Below are 25,214 nucleotides of genomic sequence, written 5' to 3' on the forward strand. Positions count from 1 at the left end.
GTTATTCACGTGCCGAGCCACCGGCCCGGCACTGTAGACAGCCTATGGCAACGTACACGGGCTCAGCGCACCGACTTCCGCTCGTAGAGCGCCATCGACCAGGCGTACCCGGCGACCGCAATCACCACGCACCATCCGACCGCGAGCACCGGGCTCCAGCCCAGCGGGGTGCCGAGCAGCAGCCCGCGGATGGCCTCGATGAACGGCGTGAACGGCTGGTACTGCGCGAACCACTGCATCCACTCCGGCATCGACCCGGTCGGCACGAAGCCGCTGCTGAGGAAGGGCAGGAAAGTCAGCAGGAGGGGCAGATTGCTCGCGGTCTCGACCGACCTCGCCTGCATGCCCATCGCCACCCCCAGCCAGCTGATGGCGAACGAGATGAACACCAGCAGACCAGCGGCGGTGATCCACTCGACGGGTCCGGCGGTCGGGCGGAAGCCGATCAGCAGACCGACGCCGAGCACCAGCACGACGGCGATCATCGCCTGGATGGTGTTGCCGAGCACGTGCCCGGCGAGCACCGCCGCCCGCGAGATCGCCATGGTGCGGAACCGCGCCGTGATGCCTTCGGCCATGTCCATCGATACCGTCGTCGCGGTGCCGCCGGCGCTGCCCGCGATGGTGAGCAGCAGGATGCCCGGCATCACGTAAGCGACGTACGCCTCCCGCCCGCCGGCCGGATCCGCACCTGGCAGGCCGGCTCCGAGGGTGCCGCCGAACACGAACACGAAGAACAGCAGGAGCACCACCGGGCCCAAGATGGTGAACACCGACAGGCCCGGGTAGCGGACCATGTGCAGCAGGTTGCGGCCGAGCATCGTGACGGCGTCGGCGATGACGTGGGATTGCCAGCCGGTGCCAGGGGTCGTCTTGCGTTGGGCGGTGATGGTGGTCATGACGCGTTTCCCTTCGGGTCTGCCCGGCCGGTGAGCGCGAAGAACACGTCATCGAGGTCCGGAGTGTGAATGCTGAGGTCGTCCACCTCGAGGTCGGCCGTGTCCAGGCGGTCCAGCACGGTGCGCAGCGCGCCCACCCCGCCGTCGCTCGGCACGGTGAGTGAGAGTCCGGCGTCGTCGCGGGCGGACTCAGCCAACAGGCGGGAGGCCGCGTCGAGCGCCGCGGCATCCGCAAACCGGAGCCGGATGTGACCGCCGGGCACCAGGCGCTTGAGCTCGTCCGGCGTCCCCTCGGCGACGATGCGGCCGCCGTCGAGCACCGCGATGCGGTCCGCGAGTTCGTCCGCCTCGTCGAGGTACTGGGTGGTGAGCAACACGGTGGTGCCGTCCGCGACGAGGCTCCGCACGATGTCCCACATGGTGTGCCGGCTGCGCGGGTCCAGGCCCGTGGTGGGCTCGTCGAGGAAGATGACACTGGGCGCCGATACGAGGGTCATCGCGAGGTCGAGGCGGCGCCGCATCCCGCCCGAGTAGGTGGCGAGCGGCTTGCGGGCGGCGTCGATGAGGTCGAACTGCTCCAGCAGCTCGGCCACCCGGGTCTTTGAGCGCTTCGCCCCGAGGTGGCGCAGCCGGGCCATCAGCAGGAGGTTCTCCTCGCCGGTGAGCAGGTTGTCCACCGCGGAGAACTGGCCCGTCAGTCCGATCGCGGCGCGCACGCCGCCCGGATCGCGGACGACGTCGCAGCCGTTCACGAACGCCGTGCCGCCGTCGGGCCGGACAAGCGTGGACAGGATGTGCACGGCGGTCGTTTTGCCGGCGCCGTTGGGGCCAAGCAGCGCGGTGACAGTGCCGGCGCCCACGGCGAGGTGGACGTCGTCGAGCACGAGCTTCTGGCCGTAGGACTTGCGCAGGCCGCGGACTTGGATCGCTGGCATGTTCATGTGATTCGTTCCCCTCTGCTGGTTGCCCGGGGTCACCGGGCGCGTTGGATGCTGATGTCACTGGCTCGAGTGCGGGCACGCACGGCGACGGCTTGTTCCGACGCGCCGGGTGCGTGGTCGCCGTCGAGTTCGTTGCGCACGTGCCCGTCCTTCGAGGACAGGTCGAGCCAGGCGGGAACGCCGGGCCGCACGCCGATGGTGACCTGGCCGAAGCCGCTCTCCACCTGGATGGAACCGCTTGAGACCTCACCCAGCTGGATGCTGCCGTAGGCGGTCTTTGCCGCAACGGAGGCGAGCGCCTTCGTGATCTCGAGGTCGCCGTAGGAGAGCTTCGCGTCGACGTCGCCGCCGGACTCCCCGATGAGAATGCTGCCGTGCGATGCCTTGAGGAGGGCGTCGCCGGTGACCGTGCCGATCCGGATCTGACCGTGGTCGGCCGTGATCTCGACTCCGCCCTCGGCGGTACCCACGGTCGCGTTGCCGTGCGAGGCGCGCAGCCACAGGTCGCCGGTGGTGTCGAGATCCACGCGGCCCAGCGAGCTTTTGATGCGTGTCGCGCCGAGTCGTCCGACGGTACGCACGCCGCCCACCGCGATCTCGGCGGTGAACCGCGACCCCGCCGGCAGCTCGATCTTGACGTCGACCGACTCGGTGGGGCCGATCCAGCTGATCCGTGGCCGCGGGCCCTTGACGGTGACCCGCTGGCCGTCGAAGTCGACCGTGGTCTCCTCCGCGCCCCGGCGGTCCACCGCCTTCGCGGGGTTGGTGGGCGAGACTGTCACGACGGTGTCGGCGCGGTCACCGGCGAAGACGTCGATCGCGCCGACCTGCAGGTTGATGGCGAGGTCGATGGGGGCGGGGGTGTTGAAAGTGGGCATGCCGAAGTCTGCCTTTCTGTGGGTGTGTTCGTCCGGCCCCGCGGGGTTCGCGTGGCTGGTGGATGGTTGGTTGAGGTTGGGGTGGGCGGGTTAGCGCGCCCACCCCGCGAAGTTGTCGCCGGTGCGCAGCGTGCGCTGCGCGGATCGTCGCTGCTTGGGTTGGAGGGCGGTGGCAACGGCACGGACCAGCCAGGTGTTGACGGACAGTCCGTCTGCCGCGGCCGCCTCGTCCACCCGCGCCTTGAGGGCGTCAGGCAGGCGGAGTGTGGTGCGGGAGGTGCTCGCATCGTCGAGGTCGAGGGGTGCGGCGGGACGATCGTCGTTGTCAGGATCGGTGTTCGGCTGGGTGACGACGAACTCGACGTCGCGCCCGCGCAGCCGCAGGTCCACCGAGCCGGGCGCAAGGTCCCGGGTGATCTCGCCGGCCGCGGCCGACAGGACGTCGAGCAACACGAGCCGCGTGGCGGCATCCAGTCCGGCGGCGAGCCGCTCGGCGGCGGCGCGGGTGTCCTCCGAGCCGTTCTCCGCGGCATCCACTAGCTGGCGTTGCAGGTCGCTGACGTACTGTCCGAGTTCCATGCCACCATAATGACACCACGATGGTGTCACGTCAAGGCTTTGTGGTGTCACAACCCCTCCCCCGGATCGGCATCGTGACCTCGCGGCCAGAATCGGCACTCCGGCCAAAGTTCGGCTGCGATCCGGTAGTGGATTTTTACGTCAAGCTAACGCCCGGAAGGACTGCGTAGGCGGGTATTCCCGCGCGTCCATCCCTTTGGACCGCCGGGGACGCGGCCGTTACCTTGTTTCATGTCAGGGCTATGGCGTTAGCGGGCGACCCGGTGCCTCCGGTGATATTCAGCGGCTTGATGCTGATGAAGGCCTCCCAGCTGCCAGTGGTTTTCATGTGGCGCGCGAGTGGGCCAAGCCGCCACAGTTCACCGAGGGGCATGCCGAGTTTGGCGAGGAACTGCTGGTGCATCATGCCTTGGTCGTTCGGGGCGGAGTGACGGAAGGGGCTCTCGGGCACGGCGGGCAGGCATTCGAGGGCAAAATTGTCGGCGGCGATGACCGCGATCCGGTTGTCCCAGGCCCACGCCACAAAGTCGAGCGATTGGGCTATCCCAGTGGCGCGGCGGCTGTCGCGGGTTCGTTGTTTATCCTCCGGTGTCAGGCCAAGGAACCATTCGCACCAGCCCGTGCGGAGCATGAGGATGTCGCCCGGGCGGATGGCCAGGGACTGGGCATCCAAGGCCGCCTGGATCAGGTCGAGATCGAGGGGCTCTCCGCCTGCATGGTCGATCGGTTTTCCCTGCCCGGAGCGGTGCCCGTCGAGGTCGGCAAGCACTCCCCTACCGACGATGGGGTTTTCTGCCCATTCCTGGATGCCGAGGTCCGGAGTGCCTTCCCTTATCCGGTCATCCGGCGTGCCGTTGTAGAAGCCGATGTCGTCTGCGCGTCGGTGCCTGAGCCCGTCGATCTGCGTGGATCCTTGGAGGTAGTACCCGTCCAGGTAGTCGTCCCGGTGGGCCGGGTGTGAGGAGTAGATGCTGTGGCGCGGGGCGGTGCGTTTGAGTGACATTCCGGGGTCGAAGGCATCGGCTGAGTAGTCAAGGCCAAAGACCGTTCCGGTCCTGATGCAGTTCCTGGCTTCCAGGATGGCGTCGTGCGTGATGAAGGAAGGTGTTCCGCGGTCCGGTTCGGAAAACAGGCCCCAGGAGGTCCCGGCGAACCTGCCGCCCCGTTCCAGCAGACCTGAGAACTTCGGGTAGGTTCCGGCTTCGGTGCTGTCTGTCATCGCGTGGCTGCCTCGTGGGGAGTCTGTTCATGTTTCTGGTAGCGCTTGTAGTTGAGAAAGAACCCCGCGACCGCACAGATCGATGCCGCGATACACATCGGCGCCTTGACGGATTCACTGAAAAACGACAGCCAGCCGCCTTGGCCGGCGATCAGGGCCAGGGCCTGGCCTGCCACGAACAGGACACCGCCGAGGAGGAGGGCTGCAAGGGTCAGGACGAAGATGATTTCTATGGCTCTTCTGATCTTGTTCATGTCGTGGTTCCTTTAGATCGGCAGGACGCCGAGGATGATGAGCACACCAATGCCCAGCAGGGGGAAGGCGTAGTGGGTGAGCAGCCGGGAGAAGGTTTTCATCGGGTCCACATCCGCGATGCCGCAGGCGACATACAGGGGCGCGCCTCCGGGGGGAACGGCGGCTTCGCAGGAGGAGAACACCAGCACGGCGACGGCGGCTGTTGTCGCCGGGACTCCGGCGGCAACGAGCGCGGCGACTCCGACGGTTCCGACGGCGGCCATCGTGGCCGTCGCTGACAGCGGGGCGGCGACGGCGATGACGATCAGCCCGATCACGATGGCAAGGAGCCACAGGGGCAGGTTCATTTGGTCCAGAAGGGCGGTCATCTGATTGGGAAGGCCGGTGGCGGCGAGGGCATTGGCTCCGGCGAAGGCGAAGACGACCGTGATGCCGACGATGCCGAACCGTGGGGCGGAGTTCTGCAGCAGGCTCCACCAGGCCCGTCCGCTGCGCGGGAGGTTTTTCCGGCCGAGGAGGGCGCCGGAGATGATCAGGACCACCGGGATCCAGACGATAACGCTGACGGATTTGGTGATGTCTTCCCCGGTCCAATCCGAGAGTGCCGTGGCGATAGTGCCGGAGGTGATGATCAGAGGGATGGCCACGACGACGAACAGCGTCATCGTCGCCCAACCGCGGCCGAACGCCGCCCGGACCGTTACCCGGTGCGCTGAATCCAACGGGGTCATTCCGCTCTTGCGGACCAGCAGCCAGGTGACGATCAACCGGTGCAGGAAGCACCACAGCCCCCCGATGAGCAGTGGCAGCACGAGGTCATTGACGTCCAGCAGGGGTCCCACCGTGGCCGATCCTACGAGGACGAACATCGACGCGCTGAAGGGGAAGGTGATACCCATTCCGGCGTTGCCGGCGACGAGGGTCGCGGCCGAGGGTTTGTCGAGCCGGGACTTTTCCATCCAGGGGATGGTCACCGAACCCACGGTCGCGGCGATCGCCGCTTGGTTGTGGACCACCCCGCCCAGCCCAGCCGACGCCACGGTCGAGACCCAGGCGGGGCCGCCCTTGACACCGCCGATCAGGGAGTTCAGCAGGTCAATGAGCCGGTCCAGCACCCCGGTTGTGTCCAGCAGATACCCCATGAAAACGAACGCCATGGTCGCGTAGACGATCTCGTCCGTAACCGCAGAGTACAGCGAGGCCCAGCCGATCTGCGCCGCGGAGAACCCCGTGAACGGCAGGACGACCAGGAATCCTAGGATCATGGCCTCCCCGACGCCGCGCTTGAGCAGTGTCGTCCACAGCAGGATGACTGCCAAGTAGGCGCCGAGGGCCCAGATGCCGATCATGCTGCTGCTCCTGACGGGGTGGCGCTGGTTTGTAGGTTAATTATTGATTCCCGTAGACGATTCTGCCTGATGACGGTCAGCGCAAGGCGGCCGCGGGGGTTGGAGCGGCTTCCCGGGCCATGCGGGCCAATGCCGCGGCAGAAGCGGTGGTCATTTCGGCTGGAACTCCGAGGCCGGACAGGTAGCTCGCGGTATCCTGCATTTCCTTGGAGCGGCGCAGGGCGTGCTTTGTGGTGCCGGTGACGAACCGGTCGATGACCGCCTGGCCGTCGCCGGCCAACTGCCCGGCGATCTGACCCCGGATCCACTGTTCGAGTCCTGCGGCTCTGCCTGCTGTGACGGCTTCGACCACTACGGAGGCCAGGCCTTTCATCAGGACGCTGCGGAGGAGTTTGTGGGCCATGGCCGCACCCGGCTCCCCGTCAGCGATTTCGACGTCGGCACCGAGCGGGGCTAGGAGGTCGGCGACCGCCTGGGAACCGGGCCCGCTGACCATCAGGGGGGTCTTCTCGCCCAGCGCGGCTACAGGTCCCAGGATGGCGACGTCGGCGAAGTTTGCCTTGCCGGGCCGCTGTCCGAGTTCGCGCATGACGTCTGGAGAGGATGAAGTGAAGTCTGCGTAGCAGCTCCCGGCAGGCAGCGCGGGCAGGCATTCCTGGGCGACGCTGCGGGCGGCGGCCGCTCCGGTAAGGACAAGGACGACGTCCGCTCCGACGCAGGCTTCGGCCGCGGTTGCTGCCCTGGTGACGCCGGCCGGGTTGGACGGGGCGACTGGATCAAATCCGGTGACGCTGTGGCCTGCGGCGACGAGGGCCGCCGCGTAGGCGGCTCCGGCTTCGCCGAGGCCGATGACGGTGCACGCTGTCATGAGTTTGTGTCTCTCTTGCTAGTGGCGGTCCGCGACGATGGCTCGCCGGCGGTTGGTTTCGTCGGCGAAGACTGCTTCCGCGGCTTCGGCGACTGCGGCCGCCCGTTCGCGGGGAATGACAACGACACCGTCGGAGTCGCCGATGATGACGTCGCCGGGAAGGACGGGAACGCCGCCGAAGGCGATGGGTGTTCCGAGGCGGGAGGGGCCGTTCTTGAAGGGACCGGCCGGTGTAGTGGCGCGTGCGAAGACCGGCATACCAATCTCGGCCAGGGCCTCGGCATCGCGGGCCGCCCCGTCAAGTGCGAAGCCGGCAATGCCGAGGTTGATGGCGCGTTCTCCGATAAGTTCCCCGAGAAGGGCCCGTGACTCATCTCCGCCGCCGGCGACGACTATGACATCTCCCGGGCGGGCCAACCCCAGAGCCTGATGGATGCCTTGGTTGTCTCCGGGCCGGGTCCAGACGGTGAATGCCGGCCCGGCGAGGTGGGCTCCGGGCCAGATTGCCTGGATTGCCGAGTGTGCGACGCCAAGGCGGTCCATGGCATCGCCGATGTTAGCGGCGGGCAGTTTGGCGAGGCGTTCCACGAGGTCCCGGTCGGGGCGAACGAAGTCAGCGTCGATGGTGTCAATGGCTGGGGTTGTCATGATGAATTCTTCCGTTTGGCGGACTTTGCAGGTGGGTTAGTCGGTTTTCTGGACCAGCGGGAGGACCTTCTTGAAGTCCTCTTCCTGTCCTGCCCAGAACTGCTCGTAGCTCTGGCCGGAGAGGTAGCTGGTCTGCAGGCCGAGGTCGTTCATCTTCTGCACGACGGTCGGGTCCTCGATGGCCTTTTGGATGGCTGCTTCGAGCTTCTTGGCCACGGCATCGGGCAGCCCTGCCGGGGCGGAGTAACCGCGGGCGGTTCCGGCTTCAAGGTCGTAGCCGGATTCCTTGAACGTCGGAACGTCCGGGAGTGAAGGTGCGCGTTCTGCGGTCATGACGCCCAGAACGCGGGCCTTGCCCTGCTTGGTCAGGTCGTTCACGTCGCTGACGTTGGCGACGAGGATGTCCACGTGCTTGCCGAGGAATGCGGTGGTTGCCTGGGAGGCGCCTTCGGAGAAGTGGACCGGGGCGAAGTCCGCGCCGGTGGTCTCCTGGAGCTGGGCCAGGGCGAAGTGTTCACCGGTCTGCAGTCCGGTGGTGCTGGCGGTCATGGACTTCGGGTTGGCCTTCGCCGCGTCGAGGAGGTCTTTGAGTGTTTTGTAGGGGCTGTCGGGCTGTACGGCAATGACGGTCGGGTCGATGACCTGCCGGCCGAGGGGCTGGAAGCTGCTGCGGTTGTATTTGGCACCGCGGGCGGGATCCAGGGGTGAGACGACCACAGACGGGGAACCGGTCGCGCCGATGGTGTAGCCGTCCGGCTTGGCACTCGTCAGTTGGGTGTAGCCGATCTGTCCGCCGGCGCCGGGCTTGTTGATGACTTCGACGTTGGTGCCGAGTTCTTTTTCCAGGATCGGCTGGATGAGCCGGGCGGCGGTGTCCACGGCTCCGCCGGAGGAGAACGCCACGACGAGGTCGACGGACTTGCCCTTTTTCGGGAAGTCGTCCCCGGCGTTGGTGGAGGCGCCGGCGTTGGCGCCGCAGCCGGTGAGTGCGATGAGTGTTGCTGCCGCGAAGGCTGCTGCGATGCGTGTACGAGTGGTCATGGTTCTTCTCCTTTGAAGGTGCGATTTGGTTGGTGTAGTGGGTGCGAACGGCTGGTCGGGCTGTTCGCGGCTTAGGTTTCGGGGTCTTCGGTCAGCGCCTTGGGCTTGCGGAGCTTGAGCAGCGGGCTAAGGACGATCAGAATGCCGAGTCCGATGAGGACCACGGAGATGGGGCGGTTGACGAAGATGCCGAAGTCGCCCTGGGAGATTTCGAGGGATTCGCGCAGTGAGCGTTCCATCAGGGGTCCAAGCACGAGGGTCAGGACCATCGGTGCCAGCGGGATGTCCAGGTGCCGCAGGGCCAGACCGAGGAGTCCGAAACCAATCATGACGAAGACGTCGAAGACGCTGAAGTTGATGGTGTATGCGCCGATGACCATGAAGAGCAGGATTACTGCGGTCAGGATCGATGACGGAACACGGAGGATGGACGTCCAGAGTCCGACCAGGGGGACGTTGAGCAGGAGCAGGAGGAGGTTTCCGATGAAGAGGCTGGCAATGATTGCCCAGGCGATTTCGGAGTGTTCGGTAAACAGAGTAGGCCCCGGGGTGAGCCCCTGCTGAAGGAACGCTCCCATGAGCACCGCGATCGTCGGCGAGGCCGGAATGCCGAGGGTAAACAGCGGGATCAACGCAGCGTTTGCGTGGGCGTTGTTGGCTGTTTCAGGGCCCGCAACACCTTCAATGGCGCCCTTGCCAAGCTCGTGGCGGTGGCGCGAGAACTTCTTTTCGGCGCCATAGGAGAGCAGGGATGACACGGAACCGGTCATACCCGGGATGAGTCCGAGACCGAAGCCTATGCCGGTGCCGCGGGCCATGGCCGGCGCGCTCCGCCGCCATTCCCTGCCCGTGGGGAGCAGTGAACGCAGGCCCGGGGCGTGCACTGTGGGGGTGTGGGAGTCCTTGCGGTGGGAAAGGAGTTCCGAGAGTCCGAAGACACCCACAATCACGGCTACGAAGCTGACACCGTCCAGGAGCCGGTCCATGCCGAACGTGAAGCGCGGGGCGCCGGCAACCGGGTCGATGCCGACCATGGAAATCAGCAGGCCCAGGGCGCCGGAGATGATCGCTTTGACCATGGACTTGCCTGCGAGGGCGACGAGAAGGGAAATACCGACGACCATCAGGGCGAAGAATTCCGGCGGTCCGACGAGCAGACCCAGCTCCCCGAGAGGCTTGGCCGCAGCCACCAGACCGATTGTCGCTATCGTTCCGCCGACAAAGGATCCAACGGCGGCGATGGTCAGTGCAGCTCCCGCTTTGCCAACCTTGGTCATGGCGTAGCCGTCGATGGTGGTAATTGCTGACGCTGCTTCGCCGGGAGTGTTCAGCAGGACGCTGGTGATGGTTCCCCCGTACGCGGTGCCATAGAAAATGGCACACAACATGATGATGGCGCCAGTCGCATCCAGGTTCATGGTGAGCGGGATGAGCAATGCGACGCCGGCAACGGGGCCGATGCCTGGCAGGACGCCGATGATGGTGCCCAGCAGGCAACCAAGGAAGGCGAATATCAGGTTCTGCCAGGTCATGGCGGCGGCGAAGCCGCCGAGAAGTTCGTTGAGTGTATCCACGTCTAGAGTCCGATCGTGTTCAGCAGGGGGAAGGCAGATACCGGCAGCGTCACGTTCAGACCGTAATTGAAGGCATAGAACGCGCCGATGCTGCCGGCGAGAGCGATGATCAGCGAAGAAACCCAGGTTCTGCGGCCACGCAGTTTCAGGTGGTACATGAGGAACAGGAACATGCTCAGCTGAAAGCCGAGCAGGTCCATCACTGCCGCGAGGATCATCAGGCTGAGGACGACGGCGATCACCAGCCCCCGGTCAACGCCTTCGGCCGTTTCACTGGGGCGGCGTAGCTCCTGGACCAGCCAGATGACCGACATGGCGACCAGCACCGCGCCCATCGCGAAAGGGAACATTCCCGGCCCCGGCCCGAGCGAAGTCCACAGCCCGAGTGCGATGGAGCTGAAGAGTACATAAACGCCGACGGCGGCAAACGCGCCGATACCCGCCAACACTGTGGGCGCAACTCGGACTGCGCTCTCGGGTTTTGTTATGAGTGACTCCGTTGTCATTGGGTTCCTTCTTACGTTCCGTGATCATCCATTTCATACAATGAAAGAACATTGCGTCTAGAGAAATAGTGACAGGAGACACATGGGCTGTCAAGCGCAAGCAAATTACATAGAATGAAAGGATGACGGTGACATCGACGCACTCGGCCAGCGGTGCCGACGACAGCCCCAAGGCCTCCAACATGCGTTCCCTGTCTAGGGCGATGGAGGTCTTCGCCGAACTCCAGCGCGCGGAACGACCCCAGCGGCTCAGCGACCTGGCCAGGACGTGCGGCATGAGCCCGCCCACCACGCTGCGGATCCTGCGGGTGCTGCAGGACTTCGGCATGGTCAGCCAGACGGACAAGTCCTACCGGATCGGGCCCGCCGTCCTGCCAGCGGCCCGAAGCTACCTCGAGAACGACCCCCTTGTCGTCGCCGCCCGACCGATCCTTCAACAGGTCGCCTCCCAGACGGGACTCACGGCATCGCTGTACACCAGGCTGGGCTTTGAGAGAATTCTGGTCGCACGCATCGACGGTGACTCGCCCCTTCGGTACGACCTGCCACTGGGCAAGCGACTCCCCCTCACGGTAGGGGCCGCGGGCAAAATCTTGCTGGCCTCAGCTTCCGGGCAAGAACTTAAGGAGGTTGTGGCCGCGGCCATCACGGCCAGCCACGAAGACCCCACTTTTACGGTCGAGGAACTCCGCGCACGCCTGCCCGAACCCGGCGCCGATTACTCCTATTCCGCCGACGAACGCGCCACCGGCGTCCTCTCCGTCGCCGTCGCTGTCCCCAACAGGGCCGGTCGCCCCAGCGAATCCCTCGCCCTTACCAGCCCCGTAGAGACAGCCACCGAAGCCGGCCTCAAAGCAGGCATTCCGGAACTGCGCCGTGCCGCCGCCAGGCTGTCGGAGTTGCTCGAAGGCTCCGTCTACTAACGGAAGCGCCTCACGGAAGAACTGGCGCCAGTCCTCGCTCCGTTGAGCCAGGCACGAGGCCTGACGCACGGAGCGAGGCATTTCCGGCGTCGGGGCTGATAATCAAGGCATGACGGCGTTGACGCACCCCCTCGCGGCGTCCGCCGCCTGCTACTCGCTGGGCGCCGTCGCGGTTGCCATCCTCCTGGTTGTGGCGCTTCACAAACTCGAACCGGAATTCGACCCCTCATGGCGGATGCTCAGCGAATATTCGCTGGGCAGGTACGGCGTCATCATGCGGATTGCATTCATCCTCGGCGGAACCGGCGTCGCGGCTTGCGGTGTCGCTTTGTGGCAGCCTGCTGGCGTTCTGGCTATTGGACTTCCCGTGGTTGCGCTTGGGCCGATCGGGGCGGCCTTCGTCGATACGGACCCGGTCACCACGCCGCGGCCGGAGATCACGGGCCGCAGCAAGGTCCACGCCGGTCTCGGCTCGCTCTTCATCCTGGGATTTCCCGTTGCCGCGACGTGTGCGGGAATCGGTGCAGCCACGCATGCACCGGCCGGGCAAATTCTGGCGTGGGCGGCGATCATCCCGTGGGCGGGCCTGGCGTGGTTCCTGGGCGCTGCACTCCGGCTCGGTCAGTCCGACGCGGTCGGGAAGCCCGCCGTTCGTATCGGCTGGCCCAATCGCGTCAACATGCTGGCATATCTGGCCTGGGTCGCACTGGCCGGCGCCCTGACGCTGGCGCAGGCTCTATGACGCCCTAGTCGGGTGACTTGTGAAGGACAAAGATCCCACCGTAGGCGGGCTGGTCAACCCGCTGCCGGTCACTGCCCGTGTATTCGTCCAGCACCGCGCCGATGCGCCCGATGAGGTCCTCGGTGTCCTGTTCGGAGAGATGCAAGACGAAGCGGGAGAGGCTGGTGAGCGCGTCCGGCCCTGCCTCCGAGAGCTCTTCCCGGAACGCCTCGATGGGCGCCAAGGGGCCGCCGGGACCAGCTTCGCGCAGCGCCGTGTCCAGATTCCAGGACCGCCCTGTGGAGCGGTACGGCTTCTCCAGCGCGCCGCTTTCTCCTGTGCGGACGTCGGCGGGTTCAAGGAATCCGGCGGAGAGCAATTGCCGCACGTGGTACAGCATGGTCCCCGGGTCCTGGCCCAGCCGGTCGGCGAGTTGTTTATTGGTCAGTTCGTGGAGCCCGCACAGGCGCAGGATCCTCAGGCGCAGCGGATGGGCCAGCGCCTTGATTTCCCGGGCGCTGGCGGCGGGTTTCTTATCGTTCGCGCCGGTCGGCCCTGCGTCCGTCATGCATCCATCCTACGATCCGATGTACTTAATTCAACCCCCTTGAATTTTCTCAATCGATAGGGAATGGTTCATCCATGACTAGTTCCGCCGCGCAGGTGACAGAACAGAGTGGTGCGCCGCTGGGTGCGTCCTACTGGAAACTCTGGACCTCATCCGGGCTGTCCAACCTCGCGGACGGCGTCTTCAAGATCGCGCTGCCGCTGCTGGCCATTCAGTTCACGCAGTCCCCCACACTGATCGCCGGGCTGAGTGTCGCAGCGACGCTTCCCTGGCTCCTCTTCGCCCTCACCGCCGGGGCGCTGGCCGACCGGCTGGACCGGCGCAAGCTCATGCTCTGGGCCAACCTCGGCCGCGCGCTGCTGCCCGCCCTGCTGGTGGCTGGCATCCTGCTGGATTTGGGCTCCATCTGGGCCCTGTACGTTGTCGCATTGATGGTGGGTGTGGCTGAGACGCTCTACGACACCTCCGCGCAGTCGATCCTGCCCCAGGTGGTCCACCGGGACCAGCTGTCGCGCGCCAACGGCCGGCTCTACGCCGTCGAGCTCACCGCGAACCAGTTCGTTGGCCCCCCGCTGGGCGGGCTGCTGGTGGCCATCGGCGTCGTCGCGGGCTTTGCGGCGCCGGCGGCACTGTGGCTGGCGGCCGTCGGGGCCCTGCTCCTGGTCCCAGGGGCTTTTCGGACAGAGCGGGAGGTGAAGACGACCCTGCGGTTCGACATTGGCGAGGGCTTGCGGTTCCTCTGGAACCAGAAGATCCTCCGCACGCTCGCGGTGATGACCGGGGTGTTCAACTTCGCATCCAACGCGGCATTCGCGGTCTTCGTGCTGTTCGCCGTTGGCCCGGCCTCGGAAATGAAACTGTCCGAAGTGGGGTTCGGCGTGCTCTTGACGACCTCCGCCCTCGGAGCCTTCATCGGGTCGTTCCTCGCCGAACGGGTGGAAGCAAAGCTGGGCCGGTCCAAATCCTTGGCCCTCACGATCTTCGGTGGCGCGCTGTTCGTGGGTGCGCCGGCCGTGACGGACAACCCCTACATTCTTGGCCCGCTGTTCTTTGTGGGCGGCGTGCTGATCGTCCTTTGGAACGTCATCACGGTGTCCCTGCGCCAGCGCATTGCGCCCAACCGCTTGCTGGGCCGGGTCAACAGCGCCTACCGCTTGCTGGCGTGGGGCACCATGCCGCTCGGAGCGGCAGCGGGCGGCCTGCTGGCCCAATGGCTGGGCCTGCAGGTCATGTTCGGCATCATGGGAGTGCTGACCCTCGCGCTGCTCGGGATGATGCCCATCCTCACGGACAAAGCGATTGCCGCGGCCGACGTCGAATCTTGACTTGAGACTCCAAAGCGGACGACGGCGGGAACTCCCGCCGCTACCCTCGGCGCGTCACAGGAAAATTCAACGTCACAAGCGCACAGTATGAACATGAAATCACTACTCAGCGACGACGTTGTCGCCGTACGTGGCGTCCTCACCGATACACACCCGGTCGATTTCCATGTTCTTGGGCTCACCGGCGCAATTGACCGCCTGACCCTTCCCCTCCGCAAACGCGGCACCGTGGTACATGTGGAGACGCCGCACCACGGGATGGAAGTGGACCGGCAGTCCGCAACTCTTCTGTACCGGGCAGCGCAGGAGCTCCTCAGCAATGTCTATAAATTCGCTCAGTCGTCAGCTGTGACTGTCCGGCTCGGTTGTGTCACCCACGGCATGAGCCACGGCGTTCAGCTCAAGGTGACCGACGACGGCGGTGGTTTCGACGTGCAGGCGGCCGTGGTTGGCCGGCACAACGGCATGGGACTGCGGCTTATGCGCATGGCTGTAGGCCTTGCTGGCGGAGAGGTGACCATCGATTCGTCCGCCGCGGCAGGAACCTGTGTGACGGTCACGCTGCCCTTGGACTAGCGTCAGCTGACCCCGCTTCCCTGCCCGGGATTGCCTCAGGTCCGGACCTCTGCGGCGCCAGCGCCCGCGTCGGGGTTCGCGCCGCTGGTAGGCCGGACATTCACGGACGGCACCGGTTTCTCATCGGCGGGCCGGAAAAGGTTCCAGGCCGCGACTCCCGCGGTCACCGCGACGGCTACGGCCCCGGCAATCAACCAGGCTTTCCCGGAAGCCGTCCGCCTCGACTTAGCCCGTGCGGGTGCCGGGGCAACTTTAGGAGCCACCCGCATCAGACCCTCGTGGACACGGGGAGCCAGAGTTTCCACTCCGCCGGCGAGCTCGTCAGCGAGCCGCCGCAGACCGGCCTGGATCCTCGGGGACGCAGATTCAATCCCGGTATCGAGCCCCGCGACCGCTTTCTGCAATGCCGCCTCGACCCCTGGAGTGGCCCACTCCCTCCCCTTCGTGAGCTGAGACATGAGATTCTCGGAAAGGTGCCGGACCTGATCGGCCTGCACTGTGGGATTTGCCGTGCGCATGAGTGCCTCCTCGGTGTGATGGATGCCCATAGCCTACGGCGCCTGGCGCCGTCTAAACAGGCCCCTCCCGGTCCGACTGCCGAGGTTGGCGAGAGGTCTTCGTGCAGCTCGCACCGGGCACTCCAACTCGCGACACGGGCCCCGCCGGCGCAGCGGGCGCCGCATTTTCGTAGACTCTATGGAGATCCGACGTGTCTCCCTGTGGAGGCATGCCCGCCACAGGAAGAGTTATCGATGAAGATTGTCGTCCTAGTAAAGGAAGTCCCCGACACGTACGGGGACCGAAAACTGAACCTGGAAACAGGCCTCGCCGACCGGGAAGCCAGCGAGACAGTCATCGACGAGATCGGTGAGCGGGCCCTGGAACTGGCGCTCACGTACGCCGACGCGAACGCCAGCACCGAGGTCGCGGTCCTCTCCCTCGCTCCCGAGGGCGCCACGGCAACCATCCGCAAGGGCCTCGCGATGGGCGCGGGCAGCGCCACCCACATCTCCGACGAGGCCCTCCGGGGTGCGGATCTCGGACTCACTGCCGAAACCCTCGCCGCCGCCATCCGTCGCAGCGATTTTGACCTTGTGATCACCGGCAACGTCTCCACCGACGGATCCGGCGGCATGATTCCCGCGATGCTCGCCGAACTGCTGGACGTGCCGCTGGCTTCCGGCCTCAGCTCCGTGGAGATCAGCGACGGCGCGGTATCCGGCACCCGGCCGGTGGACTCCGGCGTGCAGCAGGTCTCAGCGGACCTGCCCGCGGTAATTTCCATTACCGAGGCGCTTCCCGGGCCCCGCTTCCCCAACTTCAAAGGCATCATGGCCGCGAAAAAGAAGCCCGTTGAGGTGCTGACCCTCGCAGACCTCGGGGTCACGGCCGACAACCCGGACGCGGCGCGTTCGATCATGCTGACCGTCGCGGAGAAGCCCCCGCGTGCGGCGGGCGTAAAGATCACTGACGAGGGTGACGCCGGCGAGAAGCTCGCTGACTTCCTTATCGAAAACCGACTGGCGTAAGGAACAACGGACATGACTGAATTCCCTCGTGACGCAATCCTCGTCGTCGTGGAAGCCCAGGCTTCCGGTGAACTCGAGAAGGCTGCGGCCGGGCTCTTCGGCGCTGCCGCCTCCGCCGGCACGCCGGTGGCACTGGTCCTTGCCGCACCCGGCACCGGGAGCACCGCCGCCTCGGAGGCCGCGGCCCTTGGTGCCGCGCGCGTACTCATCGCCGAGACGCCGGATCCGTCCGCGCTCGGAGTGCCGGGCGTTGACGCGCTGGCCGCCGCCGCGGAGCAAGTGCAGCCGGATGCGATCCTGATTTCGCACTCCCTGAACGGCCGCGACCTTGCCGGCCGTTACGCTGCCCGTTCGCGGGCGGCGGTTTCCGTCGATGCGATCGGTGTATCGCGTGATGACGAGGGCGTCGTGGCCCACCACTCGGTCTACGGCGGTGCCTACAACGTGTCGTCAACGGCCACGTTCGGGGCTCCCGTCATTACGGTCCGCCAAGGCTCCATCGAGGCACGCGCCACGGCTCAGCCGGAAGCATCGGAGACCCTGTCAGTGACGCCCTCCGGGAAGCAGGCCGCGCGCCTTGACTCGTTCGAGGAGGTAGTAGCCGCAACCTCGCGGCCGGAGCTGCGCGGTGCAGCGAAGGTTGTGGCGGGCGGCCGCGGCCTCGGGTCGGAGGAACAGTTCGCCCTCGTGGGACAGCTCGCCGATACCCTCGGCGCTGCCGTCGGCGCCTCGCGTGCCGCCGTGGATGCCGGCTACATCCCGCAGTCGGCGCAGGTCGGGCAGACCGGGGTTTCCGTGTCATCGCAGTTGTACATCGCGCTGGGCATTTCCGGCGCAATCCAGCACCGGGCCGGCATGCAGACCGCCAAGACCATCGTCGCCATCAACAAGGACGGGGACGCGCCGATCTTCGAGATCGCCGACTTCGGTGTGGTGGGCGACGTCTTCCAGGTGGTCCCCCAGCTGATCAGCGCGCTTGAGGCCCGGAAGAAGTAGCGATGGCAACTCTGTCTCGGTCCGTCCGTCGGGGCCTGCCGCGCGTCGAAGGCGGCGACCCCTGGCCTCCAGCCGGCGAGGCGCCCGCACGCATTGTTCCGGCGGAAGCTCCGCAAGATTCTGTTACCGCGGCTGCACTGGTCACCGCCGCTCCGGCGGCCGCCGTGCCTGTTCCTGATGTTCCTGCCGCTCCCGCCACTGCCCACGAAACGGCACCGGGTACGACGGCGGCGTCCGCCCCGGCCCCCGCCATGAACGCAGGCGCCGCGGGGCCGCGGCAGCTTCGCCGCGGCCTGCCACGCGTGCCGGGCGGCGAGCCCTGGCCGCCGGCGGGCGCGGCCCCGGCAGCAGTGGCCGCACTGTCCGCGGCCCCCGCCGCAGACACGACGCCGACGACGACGCCGACGACGGCCGCTTCTGCTTCTGCGCAAGCTGTGCCGGAAGTGACGACGTCGACGCCGCCTTCAGCTGCTCCGGCCACCATACCCGCCGCCCCGACGACGGAAACCATGCCGCTGCGTCGCGGGCTTCCCCGGGTCCCCGGTGGTGAACCGTGGCCACCGGCTGGACTTGCCCCGGGGGCCGCTGTCGCTCCTGCGGTTGCCGCCGCCCCTGCCCTGCAGGCACCTCCCGAACCGCTCGTCGAGACACAGGCCCCGGCTGCCGCCGTCGTGGAGACGGTTGCCGAGGCGGAGCCGCCGGCTCCCGCGAGTGCACCCGCCGTCGTAACCGCCCCGGCACCGGCGGCACAGCCTGCCGCAACAGCACCGGCGCCAAAGTCCGCCGCCGCGGAAAAGCCTGCGAGGCCGAAGGCCGAGGCCAAGCTCTACGGTTCGCGCACCCTGGGCCAGTGGATCAAGCGCGTGGCGCTCCTCGCCGTCGGTGCCGTGGCCGCCGCGGCCATCCTGGTGCTCGCCGCCCGCGGTGTGACCACATTGCCGGGCGTCCCGGAGTTCCTCGAGCGGTACCCCGGCGAGTACCACCTGCCCGAGGCCGCGGAGCCGGGCTTCCCGTGGTGGGCGCAGTGGACACACTTCCTGAACCTCTTCCTGATGGTGCTCATCATCCGCTCCGGCTACCAGGTGCGCACGCAGCAGAAGCCGCCGGCGTTCTGGACGCCGAAACGCGGCGGCAAGAAGATCAGCATCAACCTGTGGCTGCACCAGTCGCTCGACATCTTGTGGCTGGCCAACGGGCTCATCTTTGTGGTGCTGCTGTTCGCCTCGGGCCACTGGATGCGGATCGTGCCGACCAGCTGGGAGGTGTTCCCGAACGCGCTCTCCGCGCTCCTGCAGTACATGACACTCGACTGGCCGGTGGAGAACGGCTGGGTCAACTACAACAGCCTGCAGCAGCTCATGTACTTCCTCGTGGTGTTCATCGCGGCCCCGCTCGCGGCGATCACGGGTGCGCGCATGAGCGAGTTCTGGCCGAAGGACGCGAAGACGTTGAACAAGGTTTACCCGGTGGAAGCTGCGCGCGCGGTTCACTTCCCGACGATGCTGTTCTTCGTGCTGTTCATTCTCATCCACGTGTTCCTGGTGTTCGCGACCGGCGCGCTGCGCAACCTGAACCACATGTACGGCGGCACCGACGCGGTGAACTGGGTCGGGTTCTGGCTCTTCGCGGCCGCCATCGCCGTCACGGCGGCCGGGTGGTACGCCGCCCGCCCGCTGGTGCTGGCACCCATCGCGAAGCTGTTCGGCCAGGTGAGCAGCCGCTAGGGGTACGCATGCGGCTACTTCAGGCCAAGGACACCCTTGAGCCTGACCAGCCACCCGGAGCCCGCCGGCAATCTGTCCATTCCGTGCTGGATGGGGTGGATGAAGGAGGGCGCCGACCGCTCTACCGTCCCGGCGGCTCCAACGCCACCCAGAAGCTGAAGGAACTCCCGTTCGCCCAGCACCGTGATCTGTTGACCAAGGGCCATGTAGTCGAGCGCCTTGCTCTCTTTGCTGGAAGCGCCAAGGTCACCTGCCGTCGCCGAATGCGTAGAGTCCGAGCGGCCGATAACGATGTGGGTTGTCTTTTTAGTCACGCCCTGGCGGTTGATCGCTCCGCGGTCCGCGACGGCGGCCATCGCGTCAAGCCGGGAACAACTCTCCAGGTCGCCCGTAAAGCAAAAGGTCTGACCAAAAAAGGGATGTTTTGGGTCGGCGGAGGCATTGGGCTGTGGCAGATCAGACAGGCGGAGGTTCCGATCGGTGGTGTAGCTAATTTGCCCGCCGACCGGGGTTCGCGCCTGCGTCGAAGCTGAACGCTTGACCCTCTTCGCGCCGAGCGGGGCTGTCCACATGTCAGCAACGGACTCGAGTTGCCGCATGCGGGCGATGGCAAGCACCACGCTGGCACAAGCGACAGCGTCTGCGCCGGCCTCGTGGTGCTGGAAGGGCGGAAGGTCCAAATGATCGGTGACGTCGTTCAGCCTGTGACGCGGGAGATCCAAGTGCCCTTGGGCGAGTTCGAGTGCGCAATAGAAGTCGTGCCGTGGCAGGACAACCCCCGCCGCTCCGGAGGCGGCTTTCATGACGCTCGCATCAAACTTGGCGTTGTACGCCACGAAGCGCCCGCCCGCGGCGAAGCGGAAGATTCTCTCGAGTGACTCTTCCCAATTCCGGGCAGCCACAACGTCCTGTGCACGGATGCCATGGATTGAGATGTTCCGGGGTTCAAAGTGATCGATCCCGCCGGGCGGTTTGATCAGCCACGACGCCCGTTCGACTATCTCGCCGCTCACCACCCTTGCCAAGCCGACGGCGCACACCGAACCACGCTGGCTGTTGGCCGTTTCAAAGTCGATTGCGGTGAAGCTCATTTCACGCACTGATTACCCCATTTTCCGGTTCCGCACTTGCTGTCGCGATCTTAGCCCGCTACCCCCAGTAAAAGCGGCTGAAGGAAAGATTACGCGGCGGATTGATCCTCTGGTCGGTGGCTTGGACGACGGGAGCTCGGCCGCAACCTTAGGCCACGGGGTCCGTTCCCTCCGGCAGGCCGCCGTCGACAGGGAAGGTCATGAACGCCGGTGTCTCGTATGGGTGCGCGGACAGTGCGGCGGTGACGACGGCGTTGCGCCGGGAGCGCGGGTAAATGGCCTCGATCCGGGTTTCCGGGACTTCCTCGGGGGACCCGACGGCGCCGATGGTCGGGTTCGCGCCCGGCAGCGGCGTGAAGCGCCCGGTGCCTTCGACGCTGAACGAGCAGTGCGAGTAGTTGCCCAGCCTGCCCGCCCCGGCATCGCCAAGAGCCTGCCGGACAGCGTGCGCAGCTTCGGTGGGCACGTAGATGACCAGACAATCCATGGGCTCCATGGCTGTGGTTGCCCTAGTCAGCTGGACGGGTCGTACTGAAACTGCCGGACCTCTTGCGAGCAGCGGCAGGCGACGGCGATCTTCGCTGCCCACTCAACTGCAGCCTCCCGCGAGGGCAGCTCGAGAACGGTGTAGCCGCCGTTGGGCACCTTATGGCCTGGGTGCGTGCCCTCGGTGACGGTGCCGTCACCGGCCACAAGCACCGGGGCCACGTCCTCATCGATCCCGCCGCCGAAGACGTACACGCCCGCTGCCTTGGCCTCGTCGATGACGGCATGCGCGGCTGCGGCCACCGCCTCGAGGTCTTCCTCGGGGAACACCATGGCCTCACCGGGGAACGAGATCAGGTACTTCGTCATTCGAGGACTCCTCTGCTCCGGCGGCATCCGTCGGCTCTTCTCTGCGGCACCGCTCTGGTGCCAGCCCGATTATGGCCTCGGGGCCCGACATGTAGTCAAGGCCGATCGTCCCGACCGGCCCGCAGAACCTGCGCCGCGGTACGGTCTGAGGGCACGTCCCTGCAGCGCGGACCTGCTGCCGAAGGACGCGAGGATGGCGTCGTCGAGGTTGGCGCCTTGGTCGTCCCCGTTTGGCCAAGTGCAGGCCGAAGCTAGTGACCCGCACTTGGTCCCTTTCGCTGGGTCCAAACGCAACCGAAGCGGAGTGTTTAGAATCGCGGTCTGAACAGTGCCGGCGCCGGGGCCGCTGTGACGATTTCGGCCTGGTCCGGGCTCACTATCGCGCAAAGACCGCCACCACCGCCCTCATCAGTCAGAAATTCGTTGATTTCGTCCCAAGCGCGACCGGCGAGGTCTTTGGCCGCGTCCCATATACTCGACGGTCTGAAAGCAATGACGCCCAGCCCAGGGTTCGCTGTCGTTGAAACCACGAGAGCTGTTGTTTTGCCTGCGGCTTTTATTGGTGCTTTTCGACCGTGCATCATCGCACGGGCTGGATCTCCCCTGCGGGATTTCAGCGGCGCAATTGTAAATACACCGGGCGTGCCTGCACCCGGCTTAAAAGAAATCTTAGTCATTTTCTCTCCGTTGATCCCCAAGCTTCGGAGTTTATTAAAAGATCAGGAAGCATGAGCTTCACGATTGGCGACGTCCCTGCAGCATCAAGATTCAGCGCGGGAATAATCGGCACACATGCATATTTTCGGCAGGTCAGACTCTGATTTATCCCCCCAATCATCGACTTAACTCGTCATCGTCCTCGCAGGAGACACGAAAGTCAACGGCGACTGTCTGCGGCTGGTTCGGCGGGGAAGTTTCACCAAATCCGCCAAGAGGAAGGGCGTTCACTATCAATTTGCAGGCCCTTGCATAAGTATTGATTGTTGGGACTGGTCGACGGCCGGCGGCGCGGGCCTCAGAGCTGAAACCAGACTGCCACTCCCCCAACCACGAGTCGATTAAAAATGCCCCGCAGCGATGTTCAAGAAAGGACAGTGGTGGTTATGATGCGGTCATGCCGAACCCGCGATTGTCCCTCGCATTAGAACGTATTCGCCCAGGAGACTGGGAAATATTCGAGAAGTTCGCGTCGGAGTTCTTAGCCGTCGAATATCCAGCCCTGCGCACGATGGCGGCGCCGAACGGAGACAAGGGCAGGGACGCCGAAATATTTACGATTGACGGCGTACCAAAAGTCGCATTTCAATACTCGGTCACACCGAGCTGGAAGTCGAAAATTACGAGCACGCTGGGCACCCTCAAGAAGAATTTCCCTTCGGTCAGCACCATGATCTACCTGACCAACCAGGTGATTGGTCCGGCCGCCGATGAACTCAGGGAAGAATCCCGACGTGACCGGAACATAACCGTCGATATCCGGGACCGGTCGTGGTTCGTGGACCGTGAGGTGTCCTATCCCCAACGGCGGGTGGCAAGTGAGGAGCTGGCTAAGAGATTTGTTGATCCGCTCCTGTCCAAACGAGGGGTCATCGACAGAATATCGACCTTGACAGCGGACGAAAGCAAGGTCGCCGTGCTGCACTTGGCACTCGACGACGAAGATCAGGCGACCGATGAGAGTCTTACCAAGAGCTGCTTCGATTCGTTAGTGTTGGCGGCGCTTCACGATTCGAGCAGAGACAATAGGCTCAGCCTGAGCGAAATCCAGGACGGCGTCGCCCTCCGTATGCCCGTGGGAAAGCGAGGGCAAATCGATGCCCTGACCCTGAGCGCGTTGAACCGCCTGTCCCGGAAGGGACCGGTCAAACAGCACAAATCAGCTTCCGGGCCTGAGGACACCTACCACCTCAGTTTTGAGGAGGCTAAGAGGATCAATGATCAGACGGCCAAGTTCCTTCTTGACGAAGCTGCTCTGGATGCAGAGCTCGTTGTGGCGGTACGAGCCCTCGAAGTACCTCAAGAACTGAGCGACGCGCAGTTGACGGAGATTTCCCGGGAGCTGCGAACGGCATTGGACGAAACACTCCTGGAACGAGGTGAGTCTTTTGCCGAAGCCGTGGAAACAGGAGAGCCGTTCCAGCTCAGTCCTGTGGCCATAGCGGACAAAATCACAGCGGATGGAGGCATCAAGGGGCTCAGTTCCGATGCCGCGGCCGCGACCATAACGCATGTACTGGAGCAGCCTTCGCCTCAAACGCAGTCCCATCTTCGGCGGCTGGCTGACGCATACACGCTTTTCGCGTTCCTGAAGCAAACCCCGGACGTCCAGAAAGTCATGCTCAACGTCTTCAGTGAAGGCGACATATGGATGGACACCACCGCGATCCTGCCGCTTATCGGGGAGAGCCTGATAGACGATCCGGAAGAGCGCCACTTTACGATCCTGATACGGGCAGCGGTCGACGCCGGGTTGCTGCTGTTCGTAACGGAAGGGGTCGTAGAAGAAGTTGAGAGGCACCTAAACCTTGCCGTCGCTTATGGTCACAACCGAACGTCGACTTGGGCGGGGAGAGTCCCTTTCCTCTACTCGGCCTTCGTGCTCTCGGGCCGGCCAGAGAATGAATTCTTGGACTGGCAAAGGGACATCTGTGGACGCGAACAGCCGTTGCAGGACGTCAGCGACTACCTCGAAGCCGAATTCTCGATCCAGACAAGGAATCTCCTGGAGTACTCCGACGCCGCATCGATCGAACTCCGGGGCGCGGTTCAGGAACTGTGGAATCAGACCCACGAGAGACGGCGCCACCGGGGTGACTACGGGGCCGACCCGGGAACGCGGTCCCGCCTGGTTGCCCACGACGTCGAAAACTCTGTCGGCGTCATCGAGTACCGGCGGACGATTGGCCCATCACCCATGGGCTATCTGGCATGGTGGCTGACGTTCGATGGAACAGCAATGAAAATGAAGGACCACCTCCGGGAGCGCCTTGGCCCTCTTGCGCCTCCTTCGCCCGTCCTGAGTCCGGATTTCCTCACGCAATTGCTGCGCCTGGGCCCCCTTCGCACGGCCATTGAGCAGGATCTGCGAGTGCAGTTACCCCTGCTCACGGACATGAGCGTCAATCACTACGCCCCGCAGGCTTTGCTCGATCTAGCAAGAGAAACCAGGGAAAAGTCGTCGAGCCAGAATGAACGCGTGGTGCGCCGCGAAGTCCGCGACGCGGTGAACCGCGCCAGGCAGCAGATGGGTCCAGCGGCTGTGGGCGGGGTCCGGGCGATGGAGGATCGAATTTCAGCTTCCATCAAACGTCAGTCCCCCGAATGAATCCGGCCGGCGGACGCAGCCTCATATGCCTGGTTCTTCTTCTTCCGCCAGCCTGATCATGCGGAGTTCGTCCTCCACCGCGCGGGAAGGCCAATAGTCCTTCGCCAGTTTACTTGCCCGGATTTTGTCTGCTGCCGGTACCAGCTTGCCGAGCAGCCCGGCTGCCTGGAGCAGGGCGCTCAGCGCTGTGGTCCTCGCATCGGGTGCCTTGGCGTCGGGCTGAGCGGGAGCGGGCGTCCCCGCAACTGGTGCCTTAACATCGGGCGCTCCGGAATCGGGCACCACAGAATCAGGAACCGCGGGCTTCGACGGCGGACCACCGAGTGCCGCCTCGATCTTCGCCAGGAGTGCCGCTTCCGGGGCATGGTCCTTCTCCGGGTACCGCGTCGATTGGAACAGACCCAGGTGCTTTTCACCGACGTGTTCCACGATGCCCAGTGCCGCCATCCCCTCGTAGACGCGTTGCACCTCGGCGCGGCCCTCCAGCATGGAGACCCACCGCTTGGGGGTGTGGGGCCGGGTTTTGCCGCGGATGAGCTCCAGTTCGTGCTGGAGGTTCGTTGGCGGGGCGGTGCCGGTGGCCCGGACGTGCTTCCCCTCCAGCCCGATGGCACCGCTCAGCTCCAGCTCGGCCAAGATGGCTCCTGCCAAAGTGGTCCTGAGTGCGTACATCGGCACTGCGGGTTTGCCGTCCTGGTCGTTCGTAGCGAGAAGGAGGAAAGCCTGGGGAAGGTTGAGCTCCGCCTTCGGTGTTTCAGCGTTCATACCTCATGGTGGCGCAGTCGGGCCGCCGCCACAATCGGCACGCCTATGCTGCCGGAGGA

The 25,214-nt window shown here is 65.3% G+C and carries 27 protein-coding genes; 8 read left to right on the top strand and 19 right to left on the bottom strand.

The window, feature by feature from the left end:
• Positions 1-62 precede the first annotated feature (62 nt).
• The 12 genes from AC1DF4_RS09295 to AC1DF4_RS09350 form a co-directional block, all read right to left on the bottom strand.
• On the bottom strand, positions 63-899 hold the full coding sequence (locus tag AC1DF4_RS09295; RefSeq protein ID WP_476912618.1) for an ABC transporter permease: 837 nt from the start codon (positions 897-899) through the stop codon (positions 63-65).
• Positions 896-1,834: an ATP-binding cassette domain-containing protein gene (locus AC1DF4_RS09300; RefSeq protein WP_476912619.1), complete on the bottom strand. Its 939-nt coding sequence runs from the start codon at positions 1,832-1,834 to the stop codon at positions 896-898. The genes AC1DF4_RS09295 and AC1DF4_RS09300 overlap by 4 nt, the downstream gene beginning before the upstream one ends.
• 38 nt (positions 1,835-1,872) lie before the next feature.
• Positions 1,873-2,718, bottom strand: a complete 846-nt coding sequence (locus tag AC1DF4_RS09305; protein WP_476912620.1) for a DUF4097 family beta strand repeat-containing protein — start codon at positions 2,716-2,718, stop codon at positions 1,873-1,875.
• A gap of 90 nt (positions 2,719-2,808) precedes the next feature.
• A complete protein-coding gene (locus AC1DF4_RS09310) occupies positions 2,809-3,297 on the bottom strand; it encodes a type II toxin-antitoxin system HicB family antitoxin (RefSeq protein ID WP_476912621.1) in 489 nt (162 codons plus the stop codon).
• A gap of 229 nt (positions 3,298-3,526) precedes the next feature.
• Positions 3,527-4,516 carry a cyclase family protein gene (locus AC1DF4_RS09315; RefSeq protein WP_476912622.1) on the bottom strand — a complete coding sequence of 330 codons (990 nt, stop codon included), beginning with the start codon at positions 4,514-4,516 and terminating at the stop codon, positions 3,527-3,529.
• Positions 4,513-4,770: a hypothetical protein gene (locus AC1DF4_RS09320; protein ID WP_476912623.1), complete on the bottom strand. Its 258-nt coding sequence runs from the start codon at positions 4,768-4,770 to the stop codon at positions 4,513-4,515. Before AC1DF4_RS09320 ends, AC1DF4_RS09315 begins: the two co-directional genes overlap by 4 nt.
• Before the next feature lie 12 nt (positions 4,771-4,782).
• Complete coding sequence (locus AC1DF4_RS09325) at positions 4,783-6,120, bottom strand: TRAP transporter large permease subunit (protein ID WP_476912624.1); 1,338 nt, start codon at positions 6,118-6,120, stop codon at positions 4,783-4,785.
• 76 nt (positions 6,121-6,196) lie between these two features.
• Positions 6,197-6,988 carry an NAD(P)-dependent oxidoreductase gene (locus AC1DF4_RS09330; RefSeq protein WP_476912625.1) on the bottom strand — a complete coding sequence of 264 codons (792 nt, stop codon included), beginning with the start codon at positions 6,986-6,988 and terminating at the stop codon, positions 6,197-6,199.
• An 18-nt stretch (positions 6,989-7,006) separates the two neighbouring features.
• Positions 7,007-7,636, bottom strand: coding sequence for an RraA family protein (locus AC1DF4_RS09335; RefSeq protein WP_476912626.1), 630 nt, complete (start codon positions 7,634-7,636; stop codon positions 7,007-7,009).
• A 36-nt stretch (positions 7,637-7,672) separates the two neighbouring features.
• On the bottom strand, positions 7,673-8,677 hold the full coding sequence (locus AC1DF4_RS09340; RefSeq protein WP_476912627.1) for a tripartite tricarboxylate transporter substrate binding protein: 1,005 nt from the start codon (positions 8,675-8,677) through the stop codon (positions 7,673-7,675).
• A gap of 71 nt (positions 8,678-8,748) precedes the next feature.
• Positions 8,749-10,251, bottom strand: coding sequence for a tripartite tricarboxylate transporter permease (locus AC1DF4_RS09345; RefSeq protein WP_476912628.1), 1,503 nt, complete (start codon positions 10,249-10,251; stop codon positions 8,749-8,751).
• Between the two features lie 2 nt (positions 10,252-10,253).
• On the bottom strand, positions 10,254-10,757 hold the full coding sequence (locus AC1DF4_RS09350; RefSeq protein WP_476912629.1) for a tripartite tricarboxylate transporter TctB family protein: 504 nt from the start codon (positions 10,755-10,757) through the stop codon (positions 10,254-10,256).
• Between the two features lie 122 nt (positions 10,758-10,879).
• Between AC1DF4_RS09350 and AC1DF4_RS09355 the strand changes: the two genes are divergently transcribed.
• On the top strand, positions 10,880-11,680 hold the full coding sequence (locus AC1DF4_RS09355) for an IclR family transcriptional regulator (protein WP_476912630.1): 801 nt from the start codon (positions 10,880-10,882) through the stop codon (positions 11,678-11,680).
• Positions 11,681-11,789: 109 nt separating this feature from the next.
• Positions 11,790-12,422: a DUF998 domain-containing protein gene (locus AC1DF4_RS09360; protein WP_476912631.1), complete on the top strand. Its 633-nt coding sequence runs from the start codon at positions 11,790-11,792 to the stop codon at positions 12,420-12,422.
• 4 nt (positions 12,423-12,426) lie between these two features.
• Here the strand turns inward: AC1DF4_RS09360 and AC1DF4_RS09365 are convergent, their stop codons facing one another.
• A complete protein-coding gene (locus AC1DF4_RS09365) occupies positions 12,427-12,969 on the bottom strand; it encodes an ArsR/SmtB family transcription factor (protein ID WP_476912632.1) in 543 nt (180 codons plus the stop codon).
• A 74-nt stretch (positions 12,970-13,043) separates the two neighbouring features.
• On the opposite strand from AC1DF4_RS09365, the gene AC1DF4_RS09370 reads away from it, so the two are divergent.
• Together AC1DF4_RS09370 and AC1DF4_RS09375 are read left to right on the top strand one after the other, a co-directional pair.
• Positions 13,044-14,294 (top strand): MFS transporter, encoded by a 1,251-nt coding sequence (locus AC1DF4_RS09370; protein WP_476912633.1) that lies wholly within the window; start codon positions 13,044-13,046, stop codon positions 14,292-14,294.
• A 93-nt stretch (positions 14,295-14,387) separates the two neighbouring features.
• Positions 14,388-14,870 (top strand): sensor histidine kinase, encoded by a 483-nt coding sequence (locus AC1DF4_RS09375; RefSeq protein WP_476912634.1) that lies wholly within the window; start codon positions 14,388-14,390, stop codon positions 14,868-14,870.
• 35 nt (positions 14,871-14,905) lie between these two features.
• Here the strand turns inward: AC1DF4_RS09375 and AC1DF4_RS09380 are convergent, their stop codons facing one another.
• The gene (locus AC1DF4_RS09380) at positions 14,906-15,328 is read right to left on the bottom strand and encodes a hypothetical protein (RefSeq protein ID WP_476912635.1); all 423 of its coding nucleotides are present in this window, start codon (positions 15,326-15,328) and stop codon (positions 14,906-14,908) included.
• A gap of 294 nt (positions 15,329-15,622) precedes the next feature.
• On the opposite strand from AC1DF4_RS09380, the gene AC1DF4_RS09385 reads away from it, so the two are divergent.
• Genes AC1DF4_RS09385 through AC1DF4_RS09395 form a run of 3 tightly spaced genes read left to right on the top strand, consistent with a single transcriptional unit; the run spans position 15,623 to position 19,119 of the window.
• Positions 15,623-16,399 carry an electron transfer flavoprotein subunit beta/FixA family protein gene (locus AC1DF4_RS09385; RefSeq protein WP_476912636.1) on the top strand — a complete coding sequence of 259 codons (777 nt, stop codon included), beginning with the start codon at positions 15,623-15,625 and terminating at the stop codon, positions 16,397-16,399.
• Between the two features lie 12 nt (positions 16,400-16,411).
• A complete protein-coding gene (locus tag AC1DF4_RS09390) occupies positions 16,412-17,395 on the top strand; it encodes an electron transfer flavoprotein subunit alpha/FixB family protein (RefSeq protein WP_476912637.1) in 984 nt (327 codons plus the stop codon).
• Between the two features lie 2 nt (positions 17,396-17,397).
• Entirely contained in the window at positions 17,398-19,119 is a 1,722-nt protein-coding gene (locus AC1DF4_RS09395; RefSeq protein WP_476912638.1) for a cytochrome b/b6 domain-containing protein, read from the top strand.
• A gap of 14 nt (positions 19,120-19,133) precedes the next feature.
• On the opposite strand, the gene AC1DF4_RS09400 is transcribed toward AC1DF4_RS09395, so the two are convergent.
• The 4 genes from AC1DF4_RS09400 to AC1DF4_RS09415 all read right to left on the bottom strand — a co-directional run bounded on the left by AC1DF4_RS09400 (position 19,134) and on the right by AC1DF4_RS09415 (position 21,763).
• Positions 19,134-20,210, bottom strand: coding sequence for an exonuclease domain-containing protein (locus AC1DF4_RS09400; protein WP_476912639.1), 1,077 nt, complete (start codon positions 20,208-20,210; stop codon positions 19,134-19,136).
• Between the two features lie 148 nt (positions 20,211-20,358).
• Entirely contained in the window at positions 20,359-20,697 is a 339-nt protein-coding gene (locus AC1DF4_RS09405; protein WP_476912640.1) for a hypothetical protein, read from the bottom strand.
• Between the two features lie 26 nt (positions 20,698-20,723).
• Positions 20,724-21,065 carry a YciI family protein gene (locus AC1DF4_RS09410; protein WP_476912641.1) on the bottom strand — a complete coding sequence of 114 codons (342 nt, stop codon included), beginning with the start codon at positions 21,063-21,065 and terminating at the stop codon, positions 20,724-20,726.
• 308 nt (positions 21,066-21,373) lie between these two features.
• On the bottom strand, positions 21,374-21,763 hold the full coding sequence (locus AC1DF4_RS09415; RefSeq protein ID WP_476912642.1) for a hypothetical protein: 390 nt from the start codon (positions 21,761-21,763) through the stop codon (positions 21,374-21,376).
• A 416-nt stretch (positions 21,764-22,179) separates the two neighbouring features.
• Between AC1DF4_RS09415 and AC1DF4_RS09420 the strand changes: the two genes are divergently transcribed.
• Positions 22,180-24,390 (top strand): hypothetical protein, encoded by a 2,211-nt coding sequence (locus AC1DF4_RS09420; RefSeq protein ID WP_476912643.1) that lies wholly within the window; start codon positions 22,180-22,182, stop codon positions 24,388-24,390.
• Positions 24,391-24,411: 21 nt separating this feature from the next.
• Here AC1DF4_RS09420 and AC1DF4_RS09425 read toward each other — a convergent pair whose 3' ends face one another.
• On the bottom strand, positions 24,412-25,155 hold the full coding sequence (locus AC1DF4_RS09425) for a GOLPH3/VPS74 family protein (RefSeq protein ID WP_476912644.1): 744 nt from the start codon (positions 25,153-25,155) through the stop codon (positions 24,412-24,414).
• Between the last annotated feature and the right edge of the window lie 59 nt (positions 25,156-25,214).

This window comes from Arthrobacter sp. 05N429 (genome assembly GCF_056397045.1).

Bases quoted from the DNA above. Each gene is read 5' to 3' on its own strand.
- AC1DF4_RS09295 (WP_476912618.1), bottom strand. From the start codon at position 899: ATGACCACCATCACCGCCCAACGCAAGACGACCCCTGGCACCGGCTGG.
- AC1DF4_RS09300 (WP_476912619.1), bottom strand. From the start codon at position 1,834: ATGCCAGCGATCCAAGTCCGCGGCCTGCGCAAGTCCTACGGCCAGAAG.
- AC1DF4_RS09305 (WP_476912620.1), bottom strand. From the start codon at position 2,718: ATGCCCACTTTCAACACCCCCGCCCCCATCGACCTCGCCATCAACCTG.
- AC1DF4_RS09310 (WP_476912621.1), bottom strand. From the start codon at position 3,297: ATGGAACTCGGACAGTACGTCAGCGACCTGCAACGCCAGCTAGTGGAT.
- AC1DF4_RS09315 (WP_476912622.1), bottom strand. From the start codon at position 4,516: ATGACAGACAGCACCGAAGCCGGAACCTACCCGAAGTTCTCAGGTCTG.
- AC1DF4_RS09320 (WP_476912623.1), bottom strand. From the start codon at position 4,770: ATGAACAAGATCAGAAGAGCCATAGAAATCATCTTCGTCCTGACCCTT.
- AC1DF4_RS09325 (WP_476912624.1), bottom strand. From the start codon at position 6,120: ATGATCGGCATCTGGGCCCTCGGCGCCTACTTGGCAGTCATCCTGCTG.
- AC1DF4_RS09330 (WP_476912625.1), bottom strand. From the start codon at position 6,988: ATGACAGCGTGCACCGTCATCGGCCTCGGCGAAGCCGGAGCCGCCTAC.
- AC1DF4_RS09335 (WP_476912626.1), bottom strand. From the start codon at position 7,636: ATGACAACCCCAGCCATTGACACCATCGACGCTGACTTCGTTCGCCCC.
- AC1DF4_RS09340 (WP_476912627.1), bottom strand. From the start codon at position 8,677: ATGACCACTCGTACACGCATCGCAGCAGCCTTCGCGGCAGCAACACTC.
- AC1DF4_RS09350 (WP_476912629.1), bottom strand. From the start codon at position 10,757: ATGACAACGGAGTCACTCATAACAAAACCCGAGAGCGCAGTCCGAGTT.
- AC1DF4_RS09355 (WP_476912630.1), top strand. From the start codon at position 10,880: ATGACGGTGACATCGACGCACTCGGCCAGCGGTGCCGACGACAGCCCC.
- AC1DF4_RS09360 (WP_476912631.1), top strand. From the start codon at position 11,790: ATGACGGCGTTGACGCACCCCCTCGCGGCGTCCGCCGCCTGCTACTCG.
- AC1DF4_RS09365 (WP_476912632.1), bottom strand. From the start codon at position 12,969: ATGACGGACGCAGGGCCGACCGGCGCGAACGATAAGAAACCCGCCGCC.
- AC1DF4_RS09370 (WP_476912633.1), top strand. From the start codon at position 13,044: ATGACTAGTTCCGCCGCGCAGGTGACAGAACAGAGTGGTGCGCCGCTG.
- AC1DF4_RS09375 (WP_476912634.1), top strand. From the start codon at position 14,388: ATGAAATCACTACTCAGCGACGACGTTGTCGCCGTACGTGGCGTCCTC.
- AC1DF4_RS09380 (WP_476912635.1), bottom strand. From the start codon at position 15,328: ATGTCTCAGCTCACGAAGGGGAGGGAGTGGGCCACTCCAGGGGTCGAG.
- AC1DF4_RS09385 (WP_476912636.1), top strand. From the start codon at position 15,623: ATGAAGATTGTCGTCCTAGTAAAGGAAGTCCCCGACACGTACGGGGAC.
- AC1DF4_RS09390 (WP_476912637.1), top strand. From the start codon at position 16,412: ATGACTGAATTCCCTCGTGACGCAATCCTCGTCGTCGTGGAAGCCCAG.
- AC1DF4_RS09395 (WP_476912638.1), top strand. From the start codon at position 17,398: ATGGCAACTCTGTCTCGGTCCGTCCGTCGGGGCCTGCCGCGCGTCGAA.
- AC1DF4_RS09400 (WP_476912639.1), bottom strand. From the start codon at position 20,210: ATGAGCTTCACCGCAATCGACTTTGAAACGGCCAACAGCCAGCGTGGT.
- AC1DF4_RS09405 (WP_476912640.1), bottom strand. From the start codon at position 20,697: ATGGATTGTCTGGTCATCTACGTGCCCACCGAAGCTGCGCACGCTGTC.
- AC1DF4_RS09410 (WP_476912641.1), bottom strand. From the start codon at position 21,065: ATGACGAAGTACCTGATCTCGTTCCCCGGTGAGGCCATGGTGTTCCCC.
- AC1DF4_RS09420 (WP_476912643.1), top strand. From the start codon at position 22,180: ATGCCGAACCCGCGATTGTCCCTCGCATTAGAACGTATTCGCCCAGGA.
- AC1DF4_RS09425 (WP_476912644.1), bottom strand. From the start codon at position 25,155: ATGAACGCTGAAACACCGAAGGCGGAGCTCAACCTTCCCCAGGCTTTC.